Here is an 18926-nt window from a genome sequence, read left to right as displayed (position 1 = left end):
GCTAATTATTCCCTTTACCTAAGCAAAACTCACAGGTATCTCTTGGTATGGTCTACGAACTCAAAAATATCAATAGAATCTGACCACAGTTGGGAAGTATTAAATATTATATATTCAGGATCTCGCTGAATGGCTGCATTTGCTACCTCAAACTTAGCATCCGCAGGGCGAAAGGCAATTTGAATCTGAACTTCCTTAAAATCCTTGGTTAGCACTTTATGCCCTTTGAATACAGCATATAAGCAAGTTAATCGTTGTTGTCCATTTACGATCAGTAGACGAGAAGTTTTAACCTGTTTGGAGGTAGTGCCTATATGTCGAGTATTAGTGAAATGGTTATTTGCCCACTACAACAAGTAACCTACTGGAAAGCCTTCATACATCGAGTCAAACAAATCTTGTACTTTTGCAGCTTCCCAAACAAACGGACGCTGAATATCAGGTAAGCCAATCTCATCAAGTTCAATATCATGGATGAGACTTGTAAGCGAATAGGTGATTTGTTTGAAAAGAATTTTGGGCATGGTAGAAGCAAGTTAATGTTCGGCTTGCATCCGTATAAATATTTCTACCAAAATAGAGCAATCTATATACTGGCAACTTGAGTAAAATTTCGGATTTATATATAAATTTTATACATTGATTTTTACTACAAATAATCTAATGGGAAAGCCATTGATGTTTAGAGCCATGTGGTTAGGATTTTTGGAGTAAATTAGCTTTGCATCATCCTCAAAATAAAATGTGCGAATTTCTGATGTTTGAGGTAATCAATTTACCGCATGGTGGAATTAAACATCTACCTTCCACGGGCAATGGAAATTAAAATTCTACTTTTTTGGCTATTTCTAATATCGTTTTTTCTACGCCTAGCTTTTCTACTAACACAGGCACACCAAAAAACTCAAAGTCGCTACCAAACTACTAGAAAAAAATCAGTACGCAGGTCAGAACGCAAACAGCAATATCACTTCAGTATTCCCAAAACAGGGAAATGGCAAAAGCTTTTGACTCTGGTTCAAGGCGACGTAGCTACTGCCAAACGATTAATTGAATTTGAGTAACGGCGCAATCCTACCCACAGCATTGACTGGTGTGTGGAAAAAGTACTGTGGCAATTAAAACGCGATCGCTGTTTCTAAGTTAGTCAAGTAGTCAAGCGAGTAACTAGTTTTATCCACATATATCAGTTATTCGCGGAGCAATCTGTATAATTTAGCACTTAGTGGTTTTCATCACTAATTACTTCATGAAGACTTTACTTTTCCTACTGAGCAAGAATAAAGCCACTTCTACCGTACTTGACCGAATACGGTTTACCTCGTATTCATTAGACAAATTTTTTACCAATCTAGTTATAGGAATTTCCAGGTTGCATTAATGAGTTATACAGAATACCAAAAAAAGTTTAATAAAGCACTTGACGATGAAATTAGAGCATTACGAAAAAGTGGTGGACAAAAAACCTTTTTGAGCGACGGTTCCTTTTTAGGTAAACGTGGTGGTCAATATATATATTCCCTTACCACAGATACTGAACTGCGTTTCCCTGATGATACTCCAGTAGATTTAGAGTATAAAAGCAAAAGATATAGTGGAATTTTAGTTTCTGTTGAAGGCTTTGATATTATTTTGGCATTACAGCAAAATTTAGGAGATTCAATTCCTACAGCTATACTCTATACCTCTCCCTGGTTTTTATTGGAAGAACTTAAAAAGCGATTGCTAGAAAGTTCTAATCTAAAGGGAGCTAATAGAAACCTAGCAGAAATATTACTAGGGGATAAAAGTGAAACCAACTCTTCAACAAGCAATAGCCAAAAACTGTTAAATCAAATTGAGCAACGACTACAAAAACCAATAGGTTGCAATGAATATCAGAAATCTGCTGTTGACAAGGTACTTAATCGCCAAGTTAGTTTTATTTGGGGGCCACCAGGAACAGGAAAAACTAAAACTCTGGGAATCACCGTAGCTGCATTGGTTCAAGCTGGTGAGTCAGTTTTAGTGGTAGCTCATAGCAACACTGCTGTTGATACAGCTATGAAAAGTGTAGCTGAGTATTTGCAAGGTGCGCCTATTTATGAAAATGGGCTAGTGTTGCGCTATGGAGTTGCCACCCCTGGCAGTCTAAACGAGTTTCCGCAGTTACACGTTAGAGGAGTAGCACGTTGGCAGAATCCAAACTTAATAGAGCAAATTGAACGGTTAGAAAAACAACGCAAAGATTTAGTCAAGCGATCGCGTCAGGAAAAGCTAACCCAACTGCAACGCCAGAGTATTCAAAATGACATTGCCACTGTCAAACAAGCATTGCAGCCTCTAAAAGAACAGTTGAAGCAGAAAGAAGCTGAACTGATCAAACAAGCAACAGTGGTTGGCTGCACTTTATCAAAGGCAGCGATCGCCAAAGAAATCTACCAACGCCGTTTTGATGCCATAGTAGTGGATGAGGCGAGTATGGCTTATATTCCCCACTGTGCTTATGTCAGCACCCTGGCCAATCGTCGTATTGCTATTTTTGGTGACTTTCGCCAGTTAGGGCCTATCTCACAAGCAGAGACAGAGGCAACGCAGCAATGGCTACAACGAGATATCTTTGATGAAGCTGGTATTACTCAAAAGGTAAATAATGGTCAAATTGACTCACGCATGGTGCTATTAAAAACACAGTACCGCATGAATCCAGCTATTTCTAAAATACCAAATCAGCTTTTTTACAATGGTCAACTGCAAGATGGCTCTGGTGTAGAGCAAAGGACGATGCCGATTGTTCAGAGTCAGCCACATCCTGGGTCAGCCCTAATCTTGTATGACTTGAGCCAACTTTCAGCTTTTTGTTTTAAAGAACAGCAGTCTCACAGCCGTTTTAATATCATCTCAGCTTTAGTAGCAGTCAATCTAGCTTATCAAAGTACCCAGACTAATGATTTCAGCGTCGGTATCATTGCTCCTTACAATGCTCAAGCACGTTTAATCCAACGTTTGCTGCAAGATTTGCACCTTACTGACAAGTCTGTAAAAGTAGCTACAGTTCATCGCTTTCAAGGGGCAGAACAGAATCTGATTATTTTTGATGCTGTTGAAGGTTCACCACAAGCTAAGGCAGGAAAATTGGTTACAGGGGGAACGCAAAGTACAGCTATGCGACTTGCCAATGTTGCTGTTAGTAGAGCGCAAGGTAAATTTATTGGTTTATTTAATTATCAATATATTCAGAAAACCCTTAACTCTTTTAATATTTTTCGTAAATTTGTTGACCGTATATATGCTCAAGCTAAGACCCAATCACTCACATGGGCTTTACAACCACTCAGCGATTTACCAGGAGTAACTTATTTTTCTAAAAGCCAAGATGCTTTAAAACAAATAAAGTTGGACTTACTTGCAACTAAGGAAGAAATCGCCATAGATTGGTCAAGCTCAACTAGCAATAATCAGTTTCCTTTGGACACATTGAAGCAGTGTAATTCTCGTAGTGTCCGATTTTTTATCACGGGTCAAAGCCGCAATTCTATTGCTACTGGGCTACAAAATACCCGTCTCTGGGATAATAAGGCTAATACGAGTATAGGTTTAGTTGGTATTGACCGTAAGTGTTTGTGGATATACTTAAATCCGAATTCACCATTAACACCAGTTATTCGGATAGATTTACCACAAACAACAAAATTATTGTATAGCTTTTTACATTTAGTACCTGAACAAGATCCAGGCTCCATAACAACTAAAATCAGTCAAGGCGAAAATCCATTTGGTCAATGCCCTGATTGCGGACAACCTCGCTGGTATAGCCGTACTGAATATGGATCTTATATTACTTGTTCTAAAGATACCAAACATTCTCGTAGGAAAATGAATGAAAAAGATACAACCCTTTTGATGAGATTCATGAATATTAATTGTTCGGTATGTAAGCAACAAGCAAGTGCTTACAAAAGCTATAAAGGTATTTATATAGGCTGCTCACAACGAAATTGTAGCTGGTCAACATCACTAGAATCATTAATTTAGGTCTACGGTTGCCTGAATTTTATGACAACTATTCAAAGAACTTTTGTAGTTTGTGACCTAAATCAGTGCAAAAATATCATAATTGTGTATAGAATTAATCAATTGAAACAAGTAAGTGTATTTTTAAAAACACTAAGTTGTTGACGGTTGGTATTGACTGTCAACCCTCAACTAGTAACGGTCAATATATTTCTATGCTTCCCTCAGTATTTAAAACCTGCATTCCTAGAGAAGAAATTTTAGAGGGAGAACTCTCTTCTGATTTATTTGCCGCTAAGTTACGGCTAGTTGTCGAAGGACTTGCGCCCCAAGTCTACCAAGATCCCACAGCCTTTTTCGCTAATACTTTTGCCACCGATGGTTTAAAAACCTTAATCTCGGAAGTGTTCGGGCGGTTGGTAGGTGCTGCTGTCGGCTCCCCCATTATTCGACTGGAAACCAGCTTTGGTGGTGGTAAAACCCATGATGAAATTGCTTTGTGGCACATTGCCAAAAATGGGCGGGACATTTCTGGACTAGACCGTTTTGTTGACCTAAGTTTAATTCCAGATCGACCCATTCAAGCAGCTGCGATCGCTTGTCAAGACCTCGATCCAGTTAACGGTGTTTACCATGCGGACACTGGCGTTACCACTTATACCCTTTGGGGAGAAATTGCTTATCAAATTAATGGTGTAGCAGGTTATAGCTTGCTTAAAGGTTCTGATGAACAGCGAGTCAGTCCAGGCACAGTGGTTTTAGAAAGGATAATCCAAGGGCAACCCACAGTCATTATCATCGACGAAATTGCCTCATACCTGAGAAAAGCCAAGGCTACTCTAGTTGGTAACAGCAATTTAGCCGGACAGGTAGTTGCTTTTTTATTCGCCCTCATGGATTTAGCAGCATCTTGTAATAATTTAGTATTTGTTTACACGCTGGCTTCCTCCACTGACAGTTTTGGCGAAGAAACCACCGAAATCCGGGAAACCATTTCCGCTAGCGCTAGGCAAGAACGCATTCTTAAACCCAGCACTGATATTGAAATTTACAATATAGTTAAGCAGAGGATGTTCAGCAGCATTGAAGCTAACGCTGCCAATAATGCTTCAAAAGAATATTTACAAACTTATAAAGCTAGTCGGATTAATTTACCAGATGGTTGCAAAGATTCACGCTGCGCTGAAAGTATAGAGCAGAGTTATCCCTTCAACCCGGAATTATTTGATCTGCTGACTAAAAAGATTGCCTCCATCCCAAACTTCCAACGTACCAGAGGCGCTTTGCGGTTATTTGCTAGAGTTATACGTTATCTGTGGGACGATACTAATGCATGGATACCGCTAATTCATTCTCACCACATTCCTGTTGGTATTGAAGAAGAAATCACCAGCGATTTAACTACCCGTTTGGAACGTCCTTTAATGCGGATTACGATCCAAGCAGACATTTACAACAAAGATGGTAGAGAAGCACACGCTCAGTTACAAGATGCAGTATGGATTGCTGCTGGTAAACCTCCCTTTTCAACCTGGGTAGCCCGGACTATTTTTTTGCATTCCATTACTCAAGGTATATCTGCGGGTATTCGTCGCGCCGAATTAAATCTATCTTTGTTGACACCAGGACTAGAAATTGGCTTTGTTGATACTGCCTTAGAAAGGTTGAGTGAAGTTGCTTGGTACTTGGAAAATGATCCAATGACAACTTTGGCTCGTTTCAAGGAAGAACCATCAATCAATAAAATTATTGCCGAAGAAAAAGCCCAAGTTGGAATTACCGAGGCGAAGGATGATTTACGAAGTCGCCGCGATACCATTTTTGCTGATAAATTCTTCAAACTAGTTCCTGCACCGGAATCACCAGCAGAAGTTGATGATGTGTCGGATAGCATCGCCCTGTGTTTAATTGACTTTAGCGAAGCAACTATTTCTGCAACCACTGAAGGGCCGCCCGTACTTGTGGAGAAAATTTTTAATGAAACAGGTGAGTCAGGTAAGTTTCGGACTTTTAGAAATCGTTTATTATTTTTGGTCGCAAATAAGCAAGAATTAGACCGAGCAATTGATAACGCCAGAGAGTTTCGGGCTATTCAAAATATTCTTAATTCTCCCAATCGCTTGCAAGATTTATCAGAAAGTCAACAAAAGCAACTCAAAGATAAAAAAGGTTCTCTTGATTTAGGGGTAAGGGTATCTTTAACCAATGCCTACCGCCACTTATTTTACCCCGCTAATGACCCCGTAAAAGCTGCTAAAGGCTTAATGCACTATACCCTTTCCGCACAAGATTCTAGCGATGTGAAGGGCAAAAGTAATCAACAGGATGTCATTTTAAAAGCACTGAAAGATTGTCAAAAAATTCGTGCTGATGAAGCACCATCTTACGCCCCTGCTTATATTTTGCAGAAGGTTTGGCTGTCTGGGTTAACCCATTGGACAACTAAAGCATTGAAGGAAGCTTTCGCCAAAGACTTGAGTTTAAATATACTCCTTGATGCTGAATTATCTAAGCTGCGAGATACCATCCGCCAGGGGTTGCAGACGGGTAACTGGGATATGAAGGTGGGAGAAAAGCTGTTTATAAAAACCGATGACGGTAAATTTACTCTACCCGACTCTATAGAATTTTCTGAACGGATGGTACTTTACCGCCGGGGAATTCTGGAACTACCGAAACCGCGAGAAATTGAACTGAATGCTCAACTCTTGTCCAGTACAGAATCGGTAAAACCTGTGCGGATACGGTGGAAAGCATCGGGGGCTTTGACGATTAAGCTGTATCAAGATGGGAATTTGGTTGCAGGGGAGTTTCGCCCTAGTGATGAGTACGAAACAGCGATCGCTAAAACCACAACTTTCAAAATTGTAGCTGACTACGGCAATGGTGAAGTAGAGGAAAGGGAAACCCAAGCAAGCATCTTAACCTACGGTACTGGTACACCCCGCACACCTAACGGTAGCGAAAAAATTGGCGATGACTGGGATGATTCACCTCTATTTAAAGCCAAACCGGAAGAATTTGATTTGGAGGGAACACTTGATCGGGTGTTTAATGAATTAAGCGATCGCATCCAAGATAATCAAGTTCAGGGTATCCAGTCTTTGGAACTCTCCGTTGGGCAAGTAATGGACTACCGCAAGTTGATGACGGCTTTCCCTATGTTAATCAAGCTACCCTTGCAAATCGACCAAACGGCAACTATTACAGTTAATGAACAATTTATCAGGTTAGAGTATCAAGGGCCAGTCAAAGGATTTCAGAGTTTTCAGGGGGCTGTTAACACTTTGCTAAGTAGCCCGGATGTAAAAGCTGACGTGTCGCTGAAGCTCGTGTTTGAATTTTCATCTCCAGTGCAACCAAACGGCGCAGAAATCAGTAATATCAAACAAGCCCTGAATCGTAATCCGGTTGACAGGCTGAATTTGACGGCGAAAGTAACGTACTGAGATGCAAGAGTTTCAATTGCGAGTGGTTCCTACAGATAACAATAACTTTGCCCTGGAGTTGTATCAATGTGCTTATAAGAAAGCCGGTGAAAAAAAGCGTCCTTCTGCCAAAAGAATTGGGCGTTTAAAGGGCAATGCTTTAATTCAGGTGAAACAGGCAATTTATGATTCTTTGAAGGCGAATAATTATGACCCCAAAACCCTAAGTCACAATCGCCAAACTCCTTATATTTTGAATGAGGAATCAGGGATAAATCTGGCATTATTGTTTCAGACTTTGCAACCGCTTTCTAAAATAGAACGCATTGCAAATATTGCCCAAGGGATTAGAGCCATGAGTTATGAGGAATCGCACTACTGGTTTGCCAAGATTAGCAATGGTAAACGTAATCAGGCTTTGAAAGCGATTCGTGTCCTTTTGGGGGATTGATATTCTCGTTGATTATAGTCCGCCTGTGCGGACTTAGTTTATATGGCTGCGAATTCTATTTATCTGTTGATTTTGCTACTATAGTAACTTCCGATTTTTACGTATTAATTTGAATTATGCCTAAACGCCCCGATGTTTTTATTGAAAAAATGATGCCTGTGCAGGTATTAAACGAGCAAGTTAATTTTGAACAGGGAGGAAATCCATTTAAAGGATTACATCGCTGGTATTCGCGTAAGCCTTTGTCTTTTAGTCGCGCTAGTGTGTTGGCTTCTTTATTACCAGCAGATATCACAATGCAAGAATTTGAATATTTGCTGGGGTTAGTACCGGGCAAGGAGGTAAAGCTATATAAAACACCGCCTAATTCTGTGCAAATTAAGAAGGTGCAGGATTATTGCGAGAAGGTTTGGGGAACGCGGACACCAACTGTGTTAGATGCGTTTGCAGGTGGTGGAAGTATCCCTTTTGAGGCGGCGAGATATGGGTTAAATGTGCTAGCTTCTGATTTAAATCCTGTGGCGGTGGTGACGATGAAAGCGGCGATGGAATATCCGCTAAAATTTGGCCCAGATTTACAGCAGGATATTGATAAATGGGTGAAGTGGGTAGGGGATGAAGCCCAGAAAAGGTTAGTTGAATTTTTCCCATCTTTACCTGGGGAAACTGTTCAATATTATTTATGGGCGCATACAGTTGTTTGCCCCAGTTGTGAGTCGGTTGTTCCATTGAGTCCAACTTGGTGGGTTTATAATCGCCCTGAAAAGCAAAACTGGCATAGATGGTGTGCAGTAAAACCTATTTCTAATCCTGAGAAAAGCCGGATTGATTTTGAGTTAGTGAGAGGGATAAAGGGCAAAGGAACAACAATTGTTACTGAAATTGGTGAAGAATATGATCCTAATACAACTATAACAATTAACAGAAGTGTTGGTAGATGTCCTAATTGTGGCAATACACTTGAGCAAGAATATTTAATTAATTATGCACAAGTTACTGGATTTGGGCATCAACTTTATGCTGTTGCTTATAAACAGGGTTATAGCTCTGTACAATTTAAAATTCCTGATAAAAATGATCTACAAGGATATAGCAAAGCATTAGAAAAATATAATGAAATGTTTCTTAATCCTCAAATTCAGGCTTTAATTCCTGAAGAACCTTGCAGCGATAACCCTCAATACATGATGGCATATCGTTATGGATTAACTACATGGCATAAATATTTTAACCCTCGTCAACTTTTAACCCTTGTTACTTATGTTCAAATCATCAATGAAGCCAAGGAATTAATGCAAGCTGAGTATAAATGGGAAAAAATAGAAGCAATTACTACTTATTTAAGTTTAGTATTAGATAGGTGTGTTGATAAGAACTGTAAGTTAGCCCATTGGCAATCATCTGTAGGTGTTCCACAAGCAGCTTCAGCTCAACATTCTCTTAATCTAATGTGGAATTATCCAGAAGTTTGCGGAACAAATAGACTCTACCAATGGTGTGCAGAAACGGCTGCTGATGACTATTCAAAACTTTGTAATTATTTTGGTACAAAGCCACACTCTACAGGCTTACAAGATATTGAACAATACAACCAAAAATCTATTCAAATTAATTCTGCTTCCGCAGATAGTCTATATCATATTCTCTCTCATTCTGTTGATGTTATTATCACAGATCCTCCCTACTATGACACGATTCCTTACGCAGAAATATCTGATTTTTTTTACGTTTGGATGAAGCGGACGTTAGGCGATATTTTTCCTGATTTATTCTTTAATGAACTTACCGATAAAGATCGTGAAGCTGTAGCCAATTTAGGACGGTTCCGTAACATGGGTGCTTCACCCAAAGAACTTGCTTATCAGGACTATGAAGCAAAAATGGCGATGGCGTTTGTCGAATACCATCGCGTATTACGCGACGACGGCGTGATGACAGTGCAATTCAACCACAAAGACTCCGGCGCGTGGGATGTCTTAGCCAAATCCCTCATCGATGCTGGTTTCGAGATTACCGCATCTTGGGCAGTCAGCACTGAAAACCCCCAAAACTTGCACCAAGCGCAGAAAAACGCAGTATCCAGCACAGTGCTTTTAGTATGCCGCAAACGTGACCCCAACGCCGAACAAGCTTGGTGGGATGACGTGCGAATTGACGTGCGAAATATCGTCTTTGAAAAAGCGCCAGAACTCGAAAAATGCTTAACTGAAGATTCTCGTCCTGCTGCTGATAGAGTAGCAGATCCGCAACGCCGCATTAAACCCCCTGGTATAAACTTGTGCTTAAGTGCTTTTGGTTCAGCTTTGAGTGTGTTTACCAAATATAGTTCCATCCTCGACAGCGCCGGGAATCAAGTTGAACCCAAAGCAGCATTTGAAGAAGTACGCCAAGCAGTAGTCGAATACCGACTACAAAAGCTATTAGAAGGTAAAGACTTCAACGGTATCGACCCCTTAACCCAATGGTACATCTTGGCATGGGATACCTTTGAAGCACGAGAATTCCCCTTCGATGAAGCCAGACAACTCGCCTTAGCAGTCGGTGGTTTTGATGTTTCCGATTTAGTCAAAAAACACAAACTACTCGATTCTGCAAGTGGTTACTGTAAATTACTCACCCCGCAACAACGCTTGAAAAAACGCGCCTTCTCCGTCACCGATACTGAATTTTCTGCCAGATATTTAGTAGATGGACTCCACGCCATTATCGCCCTTTACCAAGAGGAAGAAAATACAGAACCAGTCCGCAGATTTATGAAAAATACAGGCTTAGTTAGCAACGATTTATTTATGCGGACATTTGAAGTAGCGTTGAAAGTAATTCCCCGCATTGGTGATGAAAAGAAACGCCTTCCCGAAGAAAAAGCGTTATTAGATTTGTGGTTGGCAATGGATGAAATCAAAGCCAAAGTGTCTTATGTGCAGCCTGAGCTATCCTTAAATTATGGACAAATGAGTTTAAATTTAGAGACGGATGATTGAGGGCTGTTCACCGTCAACTAATAATTACAGGAGATAATCAAATATGAAGGTTAGAGGGATAAAGCGTGGTCAAAACATCGAAATATTAGAAGAACTTAATAATATTCCAGATGGGACAGAAATAATCATAGACGTAGAATTTATTGCCAATCAAATTATGGAAGCACAACCACCATTAACAGACGAGGAGAGACTAGCTAGACTCAATCAATTATTTGGGGTTTGGAAGAACCAACCGGAATTAGCAGAAATATTTACAGAAATTGACCAACAGCGCCATACTTATCAAGGCAGAACTATAGACTCGCTTGATAATCGGGATAACGGCTAATGTATCTACTAGATACCAATATTTGCATTGCACTGCTGAACGAAAATCCCCAAGCTGTTACTAAATTTAATCGCTTTTTTAGCCAATGCTATCTCTCTATAATTGTAGTTTCAGAACTATATAAAGGCGTGTATTGTTCTCAACAGGTAGCCAAGAATCTAGAGATATTAGCACAGTTCACTGAACTCTTACCAGTAGAACCTTTTGAAATAGAAGCAGCTATCGAATTTGGCAAGATTCAAAGCGAACTCAGAAAAATTGGGAAACCAACCGGAGAATTTGATGCTTTGATTGCTGCTGTAGCTCGTTCTCGTGACGATATTCTTGTGACTAACAATATCAAAGATTTTATTAATATTCCCAACTTAAAATTAGATAACTGGTTAGAAAGTTGAAAAACCTGCGTGAATATCCCTGGAAAATTAGTTACACCAGCAACACCCACAACACCATCACTGATTTCTACATTCCTGCTTTAGAGTGTGCCATTCAATATGACCGGAAAGCAGGTTTTTTTAGTAGTGCCATTTTAAGTAAAGTTGCACGGGGTTTAGGTGCAATGCTGCATAACAAGGGGCGAATGCGGTTAATCATGGGTTGTCAGTTTAGCCCCCAAGATTTACAAGCAATTCAACAGGGATACGAACTGCGAGACGCATTGCTATCTCGTCTAGACGCAGACTTAAAACCACCAGAAAGTTTTGCCCAACTAAAACACTTGGAAATTCTTAGCTGGTTAATTCAAAATCAATATCTCGATATTAAAATTGCTATTCCTCTCAAAGAAAATGGACTACCAGAAGATAGTACACAGCAACTAGACCCACAGCATATATTTCACGAAAAGGTTGGCATTTTTACTGATAGCAAGGGCGAAAAATTAGCGTTTAACGGTTCTAATAACGAATCTATCGGTGGCTGGGAGAGGAATGTAGAATCCTTTCACGTTTATTGTTCTTGGGAGGGAGGAAGGGAACTAGATAGAGTTGAAGAAGAAGTAGCGAGATTTGAGCAACTTTGGTATGACGTATCGCCTAACGTGCGAGTATTTGAAGTTCCAGAGGCGGTACAGAAAAAGCTCTTGCGTTACGCAAAATCTACTAAACCTGATTGGAATGCCCAAGCTGAATTTGACTCTAGACCTCTAACAAAAATAGAATTAACTGAACCAGAAGCACAACCCGAACTAGAATTAAAACCAGACCCTTCAGCTATTTCTACAGAAGTAAGAGAAGAAGAACAGTTGGCATTTACTCAACTTGCCAATATTCATGAACATCCCGGCTGCTTGGACTTTTGTTTAAAATCAATTCCCATTCACCCCTGGCCACACCAAATTAAAATCCTGCGCCGTGTTGCTCAAAATTTTCCCCAAAGTTTTCTCATCGCTGACGAAGTTGGGTTAGGTAAGACAATTGAAACTGGTTTAATTCTGCGTTATCTGCTGTTGTCCAAAAAAGTGAAGCGGGTACTGATTTTAGCACCTGCTAGCGTTCAACCCCAATGGCAAGAAGAATTGCGGGAAAAATTTAATCTGCATTTTTGGAGTTACACATCTACAGAATTTAAAGACCCCTACAAGCGGACTATCCCCGCAGCAGCTAATCCCTGGAATACTCAAGATTTAATCCTGGCTTCTTCTCATTTGGTGCGGAGAACTGACAGAATGCACCAGCTACTATCAGCAGAACCTTGGGATTTAGTAATCTTAGACGAAGCCCATCATGCACGCCGCAAAAGTCCCCAAGACCGCAAGGAAACACCCAATCGCTTGTTACAGTTAATGGCACAGTTGAAGGAGAAGACTAAATCCCTGATTCTTCTCTCAGCAACTCCCATGCAAATTGATGCCATAGAAGTTTTCGACTTGTTAAACCTGCTGGGATTGCAGGGGCATTGGAGTTATGGCGATAACTTCTGCGATTATTTCGCCTCGCTGCAAGGTGCTGTCAAGCAGGAAGTAATTAATTTTTGGCAAGTAATGTCTAGCGATTATTTTGGGCGTGGCGGACAACCTTGTTCTAGATTAGAGCAGTTTTTGACTAAGAGCGATCGCATTCTTGCTTACAAAATGCAGGATACTTGGCAACGGGGAAAGAAAATCTCCAATCACAAACAATTATTGGCAGATGAAGACTTTATCGACACCTCACGCCAATACTTGACAGTGAACACGCCCTTAAAAGACTTGATGTTCCGCCACACCCGCGACACTCTCCGACAATACTATCAAAGGGGACTGTTAGAGCGGGATATTCCTACTAGAGTTGTGCAGGATAATGCTATTACGCTGGAACCACAACGGGAAGTACCGCTTTATGTAGCTGTCAGCGACTATGTACGTCACTTTTACCGACTGGCACAAATAGATCAGCGTTCTTGCTTGGGTTTTTTGATGACCCTTTACCGCAAACGTTTGACCAGTTCATTTTATGCCATCAAGTCATCTCTGCAACGTCGTTTGGATTATTTGTTAACTCAACGGGGAAGCGTTTTAAGTGACGACGATTTAGTAGATGTGGATAATGAGGATGATGCAGTGATTGCTGGGCTGGAATCTTTGTTTGAACCAGTAGACCCCCAGGAAATTCAATATCTTGAAGATTTACTACGCCAATTTGAAAACACTGGAGAAGATAGCAAGCTTTCTCGCTTTATTCAGATTTTACGCCAAGAATTAACTGACCGAGAAAGTGCGATCGTTTTCACCCAGTACACTGACACGATGGACTATCTACGGGATACATTGAAGGAGTTGTATGGTAGCCAAGTAGCTTGTTATTCAGGTCGTGGTGGGGAATTATATCAGAATGGGGAGTGGTGTCTTGTTCCCAAGGAAGAAATTAAACGCCGATTTCGCCAAGATGAAATCAAAATTCTCCTCTGTACTGAATCTGCTTCTGAGGGGTTGAATTTACAAAATTGCGGTGTGTTGATTAATTATGATATGCCTTGGAATCCCATGAGGGTAGAACAGCGTATTGGGAGAATTGACCGCATTGGACAGAGATATCCGACTGTGCGAATCCACAATTTTTACTATGATGGCACTGTAGAAGCAAAGGTTTATCGAAAATTGCGGGATCGCATAAACGCTTTTGCCACTGTTGTTGGTAATCTTCAGCCGATTTTAGCCCAAGTCCCTACCTTTATTGAACGGGCTGTTATGAGTGCTGATCCAGAAGAAGAGGATGTTTTAATGTCTCAATTCGATTCTGTGTTAGACAGCCCACCACCTCGTCTGGCAATTGAAGAAATGGTAGCAATGGATTTAGAAGCTGACTTAGTAGAAATTCAAAAACCAATCACCTCTACCCCTTTTACGCCAGAAACTATTGAGCAGTTATTCACCGAATCAGCAATTTTAAAAGCCAGTGGCGTGCAGTTTGAGAGAAGGAGTGAAGGTACTTGGCAACTGGCTTATAAAGCGCAGAATTACACAGTTACTTTTTACCCTAGTGTTTTTGATGAAATGCCTTCCCTACGATTAATGAATTTTGGCGATCCCTTGTTTGAAAAAATGCTACAAACCATTAATTTTTGAGCCTACAGTTTTAACATTTATATTCCTGGCGTAGTGGAGTATGGGGTGTAAATTTAACGAAAACACGGGATTATATCATCCCATAAGTTAGTTTTTTTATGATTTTCAAATCTTCTCAAAAGGAACCATTCAAAGCTTCATTTTCCCGTGGCATATTGACGTTTTGAGCCTTAAAAATGATTTGAAAAGCAATATCTCTCGCTGACTGCTTCAACACTTGCAGATAAGCAACAGCATCATCCCGTCGGCGGAATCTTTTCACAACAATATTTTCTTGATTGGGAATATCACGGACAATACACCACGGTTTTAATTGCTCAGAATAAGTCATATTTTCCTTCTTAAAAATGCTGTAAAATAACCATGCTATGTGCTTTTAAATCGCCAAATTTTACCTTAAACGAGGAGGTATACTCAAAGACAGGTCAAATTGATATTGACAATTAGAATTATGTGTGTATTAGATTGATTTGACAGATATATAGCGTTCCGACTGGAATGAAATATTGTGTACTGAGTCTGAAAACCTTGCAGGGCAAAGCTTTTGTTTTAAAAACCTTTCAGTAATCAAACCGGATTGCTATATGTAGAAGAGAAATGTTATTGAGATCAAGGCGAATGAGTCAGACATAGCAATTGCCAAAGTTGTTCGGGAACTTCTTCAAAATGTTCGAGTAAAAAGTCCATGAATGCCAAATGTCGTAAATCATTAGGCTGAGGATAGCGTCTAAATTTACCTTGCTTAAACCAACCTCTGACCGTAGAATCGGAACGACAGCATATTAAGGCAATTTGTTCATAACTCACATCCCATTTGGCATAAAATTCTTCTGGTTTCATACCAAATTCACAGTGACTGTAGAGTGAAATTAGATGAATTTCTCTTGCCCCTAAAATCCGGGGGTTAGACATTGATACACCTCAAATATGTAAATATTGGAACTCATTTTTTACATCAGGTATTTGTCAGTCACAGAGTTTATAGACACACCAATAAAACCCAATTAAGCGGGTTTTAAACTCTTGATTCACTCTAAATCTGCGTAAGCAGATATAGTTAAAATAGTTCCGTTATTTATAATGGCTAGAATACCGATTCAGGAATAGCTATAAATAGTGGATAGGGTGTAATACGCTTGGGTTAAACCTTTTTCTCCCCCTGCTTCCCCTGCTCAAGAACAGCCCGTTCCAACAGATAAATGTCCTTAACTGAACGGTATTGGGATAGGGCGGGGATAGTGCTTCGGATCAAAAACGAAATGCCCTTTAACCACATTTTTGCACGAGCTATACTGTGAGGAGGGCAGTTGAGTTTTTGACAAATCTTCTCAGAATAGCTTGACTGCAAATTCAACTTCAGTCGGACTCGGCAAGTTGGGATAGTTCACCAGCTATTTGATGTTTTAATATCTATAACAACTGGAATAGGGCTGAGAAACTTTTGGGCAGCAGCAACCATACAATTGTGTAATATATGGCTAACTTGGTCAATTTCAGTCTCTGGACATTCCAGTACAATTTCATCATGTCTTACACAGATGAGTTTTGTTCTGAATTTAGCTAATGGATTTGAAAGTTTTACCATAGCTAATTTGTTGATGTCGGCATTTAAACCTTGTACTGGATGGTTAAATAGCTCTGATAGTCGGGGCTTGTTTACCCATCTCCGTCGTCTGTTTGCTAGTGTACGACTTTCCTTAATGCCTTGGATGTATTTACGTTTGATGTTTTCATGCCACCTAGCTATTCCAGGATAAGCTTCAAAGAATCGTTTTCTGAAAGCTTTTGCTTGCTCTAATGTCATTGCCACCCCATATTTTACTTGGGCGTAAATTTGGAGTTTGGCAGCGCCCATACCGAAAATTAATCCAAAGTTTATTGCTTTTGCTAGTCTGCGGTCTTCTTCAGTTACTTCATTGATATATTTTCCAGTTACTAGAGATGCTGTTAATCGATGTAAGTCAGCCCCCTGGCGATAGACTTGGCACATCTTTGTATCACCACTAAGCCGAGCCATAATTCGTAGTTCTATTTGGGAGTAATCGGCTTTGATAATTTTATAGCCAGGGGCAGCAATGAAGCAGCTACGAGCGGCTTCATCACGGGGAATATTTTGTAGAGGTGGTTTGCGGCAAGAAAATCTACCGGATTTTGCCCCTAATTGATAATAGTTAGGATGAATTCTCCCAGTTTTGGGGTGGATATGCTGGGGTAGTTTCTCGGTAAAAGTGCCGATAATTTTGGATAGACGGCGGTAAGAAAGCAATGCTTGAATTATGGGATACTGTGCAGCTAAAGAAACTAATTTACTTTGATTAGTTGAGTTTATTTTAATACCAATAGCTTGTAGAGCAGCCAAAACTTGCTGAGGTGAATTTGGGTTTACTGCATCTGTCAGTTCTGGCAGCAATGACATCTGAGAGCTAGCAATACGGAGTTGCTTGAGTTGGTTTAAAGCATCTGTTTTTTCAGCTTCTAGTTTTGCACCCAGTATCTGCCATCGGGACAAGTCAAATAGCATTCCGTTAAGTTCCATTTGAGCTACAACAGGCATACACTGAAATTCCAGTCGGGCAATTTTGAGTAACTTTGCCTGCTTTAACTTGTTGAGGAGAATTGGGTAAAGGTCAAGTAATATGGCAGCATCTACGGCAGCATAGTGCAATTGAACCTTGGTAAGAGGTTTACACCAATCACTGATTTGTTGAGTTTTATCTAGTTGAATGTGTAGTAGCTTTTTAGTTATATTTTGTAAGGATGAGCTTGTTTTTAATCCTGCGGTTAGAACTTTATAAGCAAGTTGGGTATCAAAGAATTGACCAGAGGGTTGAAGTCCTGCGAGGGTGAGAAATTGCCAGTCGAACTTGGCATTATGTGCAATTTTGATAGCAGAGTTACCAAGCAGTTTTTTGAGTAGTTGGCGATCGCTTTTGGGAATAGCTGGTAAATCAATCAGCACTACTGGATGGTTTGGTGCAGCTATTTGAATCAGTCTAATAGAATCAGTTAGAGGGTCAAGTCCTGTTGTTTCACAATCTATGGCTAAAACTTCTGCCTGAAACAGAGCTTGGAGAGCAGAATTAAGAGTTGAAATATTGGAAACAAGAGTATATTGTGGAGTAGAAATACTGGAATTATTTGTATTTATTAAGCCTGTATTCATAATGAATTAAATTTTAATTTCTCACCTAGAAGCGATAGCTTGTATATCTAGCAACTTCAAAATATTTAGTTTTTTACAAAGATTTGAAAACCTATTAAAGAGAGATAATACTATAGCGGTGTGCAGTTGAGGGATATACAAAAACTTTGCTGGAAAGATTGTACAGCAAGTACTTTTGTCTTCTCATCCGAGCGATAACCGCCATATCGATATTCCTCTCTTTATATGATTAACTGACTTTACGTTTACCTGTTTTTGCAATGTTAGAATGCTGAATATTCTCTCGAACAGATGTCAAAGCAGTAGGAGTTAATTCTCTAATAATGGGTGTGACAATTTCTGGTGCCAGTTCTAAACGATGCTTAATCTGTGCTTGCAACCAGGCTAAAGGAACACATTTATTGTTGACTTTTTGTTTGATAATTAAGTCAGGATTAGATTTTGAAGCTTTTTTTATGGCAGTGGCAATTTTTCTGGCTGTCCGTAAATCAATTTTGTCTACATCAATGCTAACAAAGTTGTTTGGTTGAGGTTCTGGTTTTGATGTAATACGGTTAGTTGATTGCTTGTGATTTTCCAAGTTGAGAGATTTCTTAATATCACTATATTCAAGGTGTGATTGTTCAGATGTTGTGTATTCGGTGTTGAGTGTAAATTTCTGCCACAGATGGACTATTCCCACAACGAAATCAACGAGTATCACAATGGCATATAAGGCTGTAATTCCAATGATGAGATGATTTAAAATCTCTTGAATTTCTTGAGTATTCATGATGACTAGCTTGAAGATTTATGTTCATAATTAAAGAAGCGATCGCTTCCATTTAACAGAAAAATCCTCAGATGAAAATTTGAATAGACTGAGGATTTTTTTAAAATTCAGAACAAGCTAATTTGCACAGTTGAATTTGATGAAGGTTTAGGAGTTGGAGTGCTTTGGATTGAGTCTAAGTTAGACTTGGTATTGACATGACGCTTACCCCGGATTTCTCACAAAGCTTGAAGAAACAGGGGTCAAAAACTGCCAAAATGTAT

The 18926-nt window shown here is 39.8% G+C and carries 14 protein-coding genes; 8 read left to right on the top strand and 6 right to left on the bottom strand.

The genetic code is table 11. The features are described from left to right. Window positions 1–29: 29 nt before the first annotated feature. A complete protein-coding gene (locus tag ACM0OX_RS16445; RefSeq protein WP_414516176.1) occupies window positions 30–215 on the bottom strand; it encodes a hypothetical protein in 186 nt (61 codons plus the stop codon). Between the two features lie 132 nt (window positions 216–347). Continuing rightward, window positions 348–524: a DUF262 domain-containing protein gene (locus ACM0OX_RS16440; RefSeq protein WP_414516174.1), complete on the bottom strand. Its 177-nt coding sequence runs from the start codon at window positions 522–524 to the stop codon at window positions 348–350. A 291-nt stretch (window positions 525–815) separates the two neighbouring features. On the opposite strand from ACM0OX_RS16440, the gene ACM0OX_RS16435 reads away from it, so the two are divergent. The 8 genes from ACM0OX_RS16435 to ACM0OX_RS16400 all read left to right on the top strand — a co-directional run bounded on the left by ACM0OX_RS16435 (window position 816) and on the right by ACM0OX_RS16400 (window position 14728). Further along, entirely contained in the window at window positions 816–1064 is a 249-nt protein-coding gene (locus tag ACM0OX_RS16435) for a hypothetical protein (RefSeq protein ID WP_414516172.1), read from the top strand. A gap of 316 nt (window positions 1065–1380) precedes the next feature. Further along, window positions 1381–4014: an AAA domain-containing protein gene (locus ACM0OX_RS16430; protein ID WP_414516170.1), complete on the top strand. Its 2634-nt coding sequence runs from the start codon at window positions 1381–1383 to the stop codon at window positions 4012–4014. Between the two features lie 140 nt (window positions 4015–4154). Continuing rightward, window positions 4155–7442 carry an ATP-binding protein gene (locus ACM0OX_RS16425; RefSeq protein WP_414516169.1) on the top strand — a complete coding sequence of 1096 codons (3288 nt, stop codon included), beginning with the start codon at window positions 4155–4157 and terminating at the stop codon, window positions 7440–7442. Between the two features lies 1 nt (window position 7443). After that, window positions 7444–7872: a hypothetical protein gene (locus ACM0OX_RS16420; protein ID WP_015328424.1), complete on the top strand. Its 429-nt coding sequence runs from the start codon at window positions 7444–7446 to the stop codon at window positions 7870–7872. Window positions 7873–7988: 116 nt separating this feature from the next. Further along, window positions 7989–10853 carry a DUF1156 domain-containing protein gene (locus ACM0OX_RS16415; RefSeq protein WP_414516167.1) on the top strand — a complete coding sequence of 955 codons (2865 nt, stop codon included), beginning with the start codon at window positions 7989–7991 and terminating at the stop codon, window positions 10851–10853. A 43-nt stretch (window positions 10854–10896) separates the two neighbouring features. Then, window positions 10897–11184 (top strand): hypothetical protein, encoded by a 288-nt coding sequence (locus ACM0OX_RS16410; protein WP_414516165.1) that lies wholly within the window; start codon window positions 10897–10899, stop codon window positions 11182–11184. Further along, window positions 11184–11579 (top strand): type II toxin-antitoxin system VapC family toxin, encoded by a 396-nt coding sequence (locus tag ACM0OX_RS16405; RefSeq protein ID WP_322670659.1) that lies wholly within the window; start codon window positions 11184–11186, stop codon window positions 11577–11579. Before ACM0OX_RS16410 ends, ACM0OX_RS16405 begins: the two co-directional genes overlap by 1 nt. Further along, window positions 11576–14728 carry a DEAD/DEAH box helicase gene (locus ACM0OX_RS16400; protein ID WP_414516163.1) on the top strand — a complete coding sequence of 1051 codons (3153 nt, stop codon included), beginning with the start codon at window positions 11576–11578 and terminating at the stop codon, window positions 14726–14728. The genes ACM0OX_RS16405 and ACM0OX_RS16400 overlap by 4 nt, the downstream gene beginning before the upstream one ends. A gap of 115 nt (window positions 14729–14843) precedes the next feature. Here the strand turns inward: ACM0OX_RS16400 and ACM0OX_RS16395 are convergent, their stop codons facing one another. From ACM0OX_RS16395 to ACM0OX_RS16380, 4 genes are all read right to left on the bottom strand, one after another. Beyond that, window positions 14844–15059, bottom strand: a complete 216-nt coding sequence (locus tag ACM0OX_RS16395; protein ID WP_073639310.1) for a hypothetical protein — start codon at window positions 15057–15059, stop codon at window positions 14844–14846. A 278-nt stretch (window positions 15060–15337) separates the two neighbouring features. Next, window positions 15338–15640: a hypothetical protein gene (locus tag ACM0OX_RS16390; protein ID WP_414516162.1), complete on the bottom strand. Its 303-nt coding sequence runs from the start codon at window positions 15638–15640 to the stop codon at window positions 15338–15340. 472 nt (window positions 15641–16112) lie between these two features. Then, window positions 16113–17891 (bottom strand): bifunctional 3'-5' exonuclease/DNA polymerase, encoded by a 1779-nt coding sequence (locus ACM0OX_RS16385; protein ID WP_414516160.1) that lies wholly within the window; start codon window positions 17889–17891, stop codon window positions 16113–16115. A 229-nt stretch (window positions 17892–18120) separates the two neighbouring features. After that, window positions 18121–18663, bottom strand: coding sequence for a hypothetical protein (locus ACM0OX_RS16380; RefSeq protein ID WP_414516159.1), 543 nt, complete (start codon window positions 18661–18663; stop codon window positions 18121–18123). Between the last annotated feature and the right edge of the window lie 263 nt (window positions 18664–18926).

The organism is Nostoc sp. PCC 9305, assembly GCF_963920915.1.
In the GTDB taxonomy this organism is placed as follows: domain Bacteria; phylum Cyanobacteriota; class Cyanobacteriia; order Cyanobacteriales; family Nostocaceae; genus Nostoc.
This window is presented reverse-complemented; position numbering and strand designations above follow the sequence as displayed.